Source organism: Actinomycetota bacterium, assembly GCA_040755895.1.
Classification (GTDB): Bacteria; Actinomycetota; Aquicultoria; order Subteraquimicrobiales; family Subteraquimicrobiaceae; genus Subteraquimicrobium.
Window position 1 is genome coordinate 1 of the sequence record JBFMAG010000107.1, and the last position, 4,661, is coordinate 4,661.

At 45.7% G+C, this 4,661-nt stretch carries 6 protein-coding genes; all 6 read left to right on the forward strand.

Annotated elements, in window-relative coordinates; all coding sequences use genetic code 11:
• Positions 1–1,041: putative DNA modification/repair radical SAM protein (locus AB1466_05080; GenBank protein ID MEW6189466.1), on the forward strand; the 1,041-nt coding region annotated here is incomplete at its 5' end.
• Between the two features lie 234 nt (positions 1,042–1,275).
• On the forward strand, positions 1,276–1,476 hold the full coding sequence (locus AB1466_05085; GenBank protein MEW6189467.1) for a hypothetical protein: 201 nt from the start codon (positions 1,276–1,278) through the stop codon (positions 1,474–1,476).
• Positions 1,477–1,559: 83 nt separating this feature from the next.
• A complete protein-coding gene (locus AB1466_05090; protein MEW6189468.1) occupies positions 1,560–1,895 on the forward strand; it encodes a cupin domain-containing protein in 336 nt (111 codons plus the stop codon).
• A gap of 142 nt (positions 1,896–2,037) precedes the next feature.
• The gene (locus AB1466_05095; protein ID MEW6189469.1) at positions 2,038–2,835 is read left to right on the forward strand and encodes a DUF362 domain-containing protein; all 798 of its coding nucleotides are present in this window, start codon (positions 2,038–2,040) and stop codon (positions 2,833–2,835) included.
• A gap of 28 nt (positions 2,836–2,863) precedes the next feature.
• Positions 2,864–3,472 carry a class I SAM-dependent methyltransferase gene (locus AB1466_05100; protein MEW6189470.1) on the forward strand — a complete coding sequence of 203 codons (609 nt, stop codon included), beginning with the start codon at positions 2,864–2,866 and terminating at the stop codon, positions 3,470–3,472.
• A gap of 88 nt (positions 3,473–3,560) precedes the next feature.
• The coding region (locus AB1466_05105; protein ID MEW6189471.1) for a radical SAM protein at positions 3,561–4,661 on the forward strand (1,101 nt) is incomplete at its 3' end.

Genomic DNA, 4,661 nt, shown 5'->3' on the forward strand with positions numbered 1-4,661 from the left:
CCCGCGGTTTTACCCGATGGCAGGAACGTTCTTTTGCTCAAAGTCCTCATGACTAATGCTTGTGAAAATGATTGTTTCTATTGTGCCAATAGGTGCAGCAGGGATTTTCCTCGGCTAAGCTTCAGACCCGAAGAGCTCGCCGAGCTGTTCATGAGCCTTTATCACAATCGAAGGGTACAAGGGTTATTTTTGAGTTCAGCAATTTCTAGGGGTTCAGCGGCTACGATGGAGAAGATGATAAAGACCGCTGAAATACTCCGTCTTAAGCACAAGTTTGGCGGTTACATTCACCTTAAAATCCTTCCCGGGGCAAGCTTTGATTATGTACAACGTGCTGTAGAGCTGGCGAGTAGAGTATCGGTGAACCTGGAAGCTCCGAGCAAGGGAAGGCTTTTGAAGATAACGAGTAGCAAGGATTTCGAGAATGACCTTCTCTTAAGAATGAAATGGGTCAAGTCCTTGACTTCTCAGGAAAATTTCTTGCCGGCGGGACAGACCACCCAGTTTGTTGTCGGAGCTGCCGATGAATCCGACCGAGAAATATTGGAAACCACGGATTACCTGTACCGCGAGGTCAATCTAACTCGTGCCTACTTTTCCGCTTTTCAGCCTTTGAAGGATACTCCTTTGGAGGAGCACCCTCCCACACCTCTGATGCGTGAACATCGACTTTACCAGGCGGATTTTCTCCTAAGACGTTATGGCTTTAAGTTCAACGAGATAGTCTTCGATGAACGGGGAAATCTACCCTTAGATATGGATCCAAAGATGGCCTGGGTGCTCAAACATCCTCGAGAGTTTCCGGTGGAGATAAATAAGGCGGATGGAAACACGCTTTTGAGAGTCCCCGGAATTGGACCCAAGTCGGCGGCGAGGATCATTAAAGCGAGGGCGAAAAACAAATTCTATACCTTAGATGAGCTAAAGGAAGTCGGTGTGGTCGTAAAGCGTGCCGCTCCCTTCATACTCATCGACGGAAGACCACAGGGGGAATCGACCCAACTTCCATTAAAAACCCTTCCCTTGTGTTCTGATATCTAAACGATGAAGATCCAAATTTAATGAAGCTCTCAAGTTTCCTCATCGATTTAGCCTCATTGATTCCTGCAGCGGGATTAAATTCGCACAGCGTGTAAGTCCCACTGTCCCGCAAAAACGGAATTTCACAGTTAACTCTCTGTTAATTAATTGAAGCTTTGCTTTAAAATGTAATTTATCGAACTTTTTTGCTTCTTACTACCTGGTCCGAGGGCTAACGATAAAGGAGGTTTTGAAATGTTAAATAAAATTCAGATTGAGTATGTCAAGTTTAACATTGCTATTGGCGGTTTTTTTACTCTGCTTATCCCCTCAGCGGTCTTTGCTTACGAGCGGAGCGAGGATATCGTCAACTTCGGTGGAAGCGTTGAGGTTCCCTTGGGAAAGATCGTCGAGGGGAGCGTGGTTGCCTTCGGTGGGCGGGGGGCAAAGGTTTAAGATGTAATTTGGGTCGAATTTTGAGTTATCTCTGGCATAATGGGTTTGTTTGAGGGTGATAAGAGATTAAGGGAGGGTTGCAAATGAAAATCCGGAATTACCGTGAGGTGGAAGCCGAAACCATCGAAGGATTACCGGGTGTCACCATACGCTGGGTGATCGGAGAAGTGGATGGAGCCCCCAACTTCGCCATGCGGATATTCGAAGTCGAACCGGGGAAATCCACCCCTTTTCACACACATGATTGGGAACACGAAATTTTCATCTTGTCTGGTCGAGGTGTTGTCCAGATGGAGGAAGAAGAGAAGCCAATAAATGAGGAAGATGCAATCTATATTCCTCCAGGTGAAAAACATGCCCTTATCAATAGAGGAGATTCTTTGCTTCGCTTCATTTGTCTCGTGCCCATCGAGAAATAAACCTTTTCTATATCCTCTTTGGCCTTGGTGCAATGGGATTGGCAGCGAGAAGGATGTATTCCGAAGCCAGGGAGCAAGGTGTGCTTTGATGAGAGAAAGATGAAGGAAATCCATACGGGAATTGCGGAGACTGAAGAATTAAATGTCACGAGTTTACTTTAAAAAGACGGATAACAGGAGAGAATTTGTTCTGAAAACCCTTCAGCTTTTCGAGAAGCAGCTTGAAGATCGCAATTCTTTCCTGATCAAACCGAACATCGTCTCTTACGAGGAATATCCCACCACTACCCATCCAGAAGTTCTTGATGCTGTGCTCACATTTCTCTCCGGTCGTGACATGGTAGTCGCTGATGGTCCAGCTCCGGATGCAGGTAATTCTCAGAGAGTCGTAGAGCAATCGCCCTTGAAGAAAGTTTGTGACTCTCACGGCGTTCCCCTCATTAATTTGTATACCACCAACACCAGGAAGTTTGTAACCCCAAGAGGATATAGATTTAAAATCTTTGCCCTTCCACTGGAAAGAGACTTCGTCATCTCCCTCCCAGTTCTTAAAGTACACTCTGGCTGCCAGATGACCGGGGCTCTCAAGAATCAATTTGGATATTTGACAAGGCGTGAGCGATTTCTCATGCACCTCGATTTCAAAGATATTAATCGAGGAATCGCCGAGATAAATGCGGTCGCCAAGCCAGGGTTATTCATCGTGGATGCCGTACAAACCTTAATCGATGCCCAGGAGCTAAGACACGGAGGGAGACTCAGGGATTTGGGATACATGCTCGTGGGCACCGATCCGGTGAGTCTGGATTCCTTTGGCCTCAAACTCCTCCAGCAGGTCGAACCGAAACTAAGGGATAAATCACCCGAGGGTATTCCACATATAAAATATGCTTCCCAATACAACATAGGGGAATTGGAGTTTGAAGCGATGGAAATCTGATGGTGTTATATTACAACGCGGAGGGTACGTGTCCTATTACGCTGATCTTAAAGGAAGGGCAAAGCTCGCTTATTACAGGAATCGTGAGAAGATATGGGCTTTGTATCCTAAACTTTCTGAAAGAATCGAAGAATATTACCATGAGCTCATCATAAATGAGGGTCGGGCTGCTGGGATAGATGAGTCAAGCCGAGTGCTATTGATCGGCGCTGGCGCTACCCCATATACCGCGGTAACCTTGGCGAGGGAGTTCGGCTGTCACGTGACCGGCATCGATAAGGATTTAATCGCCGTCTTGTTGGCTCGTTTATATCTTCGCAGGAAAGCTCCTCAATTGGATATAAAGATGAGATACGGCAATGGACTAAGCTTCAAGGTCGATGATTTTGATGTCATCGTGATCGTTCTACATGCTAAACCAAAGGAGCGCATACTTAGGGCTATCTCAGAATCATCAACCCGTAATCTAACGGTTATTTTGAGGAATCCCAGGGGCAAATATGTGCATATGTACGAGGAGATGAAGACGAGCCTTTCGGATATAAAATTTATCCTGCGGACAACACTCAAGCACCCTGAACCATACCGGTTCAACACCTTAATTCTCGAGAAATATGGCTCACAAATTTATCGATGATTTTAAAGGACTTGGAATATTGGCATCGAAAACCGCATTGAGAATACTTTTGTAGACTGGATGGAGATGGAAAATGGGGGTGAGAACGATGAGGGTTTTATTGATCCAACCGAATCAAGGCAACCACATTGGTTTTAGGTATGTAGCCTTAACCGAACCCTTGGGTTTAGAAACGATCGCGGCTTGCCTACCTCATCATGATGTGAGGATCTTGGACATGCGGTTGGAGAAGGGTTTGATTGAGCATCTCCGGGATTTCCAACCTCAGGCGGTTGGGATCACCGTTTCCTTCAGTACAGATGTTTATAATGCTTTAGAAATCCTGCGAGCGATCAAAGAATATGATTCCAAAATTTATACCTTTGTGGGTGGGCACCATGCTTCATTGAATCCCCCGGACTTTTTAAGGGGTTGCGTCGATGCCGTGGTCATTGGAGAGGGAGAGGAGACCACTCCCGAATTATTGGATCTCTGGGAAAAGGGGGGCGATATAAACAAGGTTAGAGGGATAGCTTATCTCGAGAATGGAAACTTAAAATTCACGCCTTCCCGTGAATTGATAAGAGATCTCAATGTCACCCCAATTCCTTCGAGGGAATTGACTAAAAAACATCGTAGCAGGTATTTTTATAAAGCTAGCAGACCCATATCCTCGGTTGAGACTGCACGGGGCTGCCCTTTCCGGTGTAAATTTTGCTCGGTGTGGCAGTTTTATAAGAGAAAGTACAGAGCCCGTAGCCCAGAGCGGGTTTTGAGGGAGATAGAGAGTATCTCCACTAAGAACATTTTATTCACGGATGATAATTTCCTGCAAAGTACATCTCGAGCAAATCGCATTTATGAGCTAATAAAAGAGGTTGGACTCAAGAAACGCTATGCTTTCCAGGCTCGAACCGACACCATAGCTTCCCATCCGGAGATAATTAAGAAGTGGAAAACGATAGGGCTCGATTGGGTCTTAATAGGTTTCGAAAGCATATGGGATGAGGAGCTCCAGGAGTTCAATAAGGATAATACCATGGCGGCGAATGAGAAAGCCGTGGGGATTTTACAGGAGAACAAAGTGGGGATACAGGCTGCCTTCATCGTTAACCCACTTTATGGTCGAAAAGAATTCCAGATGCTCATCAAATATGTCAAGAAGATGAAGCTCTATGCGGGTGCCCAATTCACAATCTTGACTCCTTTG

Coding starts and splice junctions, on each gene's coding strand:
- AB1466_05085 (MEW6189467.1), top strand. CDS start 1,276: ATGTTAAATAAAATTCAGATTGAGTATGTCAAGTTTAACATTGCTATT.
- AB1466_05090 (MEW6189468.1), top strand. CDS start 1,560: ATGAAAATCCGGAATTACCGTGAGGTGGAAGCCGAAACCATCGAAGGA.
- AB1466_05095 (MEW6189469.1), top strand. CDS start 2,038: ATGTCACGAGTTTACTTTAAAAAGACGGATAACAGGAGAGAATTTGTT.